At 29.3% G+C, this 853-nt stretch carries 1 protein-coding gene and 1 pseudogene; both read left to right on the top strand.

The annotated features are described in order from the left end of the window. Positions 1-351, top strand: a pseudogene (locus E5A76_RS20475) (hypothetical protein); the annotation flags it as partial. A gap of 64 nt (positions 352-415) precedes the next feature. Next, on the top strand, positions 416-853 hold a 438-nt coding region (locus E5A76_RS07235), incomplete at its 3' end, for a hypothetical protein (protein WP_161118517.1).

Below are 853 nucleotides of genomic sequence, written 5' to 3'. Positions count from 1 at the left end.
GTATTCATGGAGGCAGCATTTGAGGATTTTAAATATGACCAAATTAACACTCAAGTTAGATACTATGTAACAAAGTATAATAATAATCCTGTTGTGATCACTCGTTCAATAGATACATTAGATACACTTGACATTGACTTAGTCATGTCTGATCCAGACAACATCCTTAGTACCAGGTTAAATCTAACGGGAGCAGTAAAACGTGCAAGCGTTGAAAATGTACGGAGTATTGTTAGAGATATAAAGTCTAGTTATCCATCTATTAAACATTTATCTGCTTATGTAAAATCGCCAATTTTAGAGGCTAATTATAGACGAATGGGATTTGAGACATCATTATATTGTAATTAAATCCAAAGAGCTAACTATCTATATCCTACCAATTATAAGCCTATAATAAAAATGAGTATTTATTATGACCAAATTTTTAAAACACTTTTTAATAATCTTAGCTTTTATTCCCTCATTATGTTTTGCCGTATACGATACATTATATCTTGAACTTGCTAAAGTTGCGGAAGAGAGTATTCATCCTATCAATCCGATAACATTAGATAGTAATAGTGATAAAATCATTTCAGACTCGCTATTTATTAGTGAGAAGGTTTCATTAGATAAATCAAACGAACAAAGTGAATCTCGAAAAATTTTAAAAAAGAAAATCAAATCTTATCTTAAAAGAAATAAAGAGCTACTCAAAAAAATCGATAATGGTGAAATAGTGATACATGATAGGGATTTGAAACTCGATACTAGACTTGATCTGACAAATAATCAACGGTTTCTTGAATCGTCATATGATGACTTTACTGAAAATATAGTAAGTAAAAATATTGATTATTATCTTACTAAT

It is taken from the genome of Photobacterium lucens, from assembly GCF_009873615.1.
GTDB classification, from domain to species: Bacteria; Pseudomonadota; Gammaproteobacteria; order Enterobacterales; family Vibrionaceae; genus Photobacterium; species Photobacterium lucens.
Note: the sequence above shows the minus strand (reverse complement) of the source record. Positions and strands in the feature narration are given on the sequence as shown.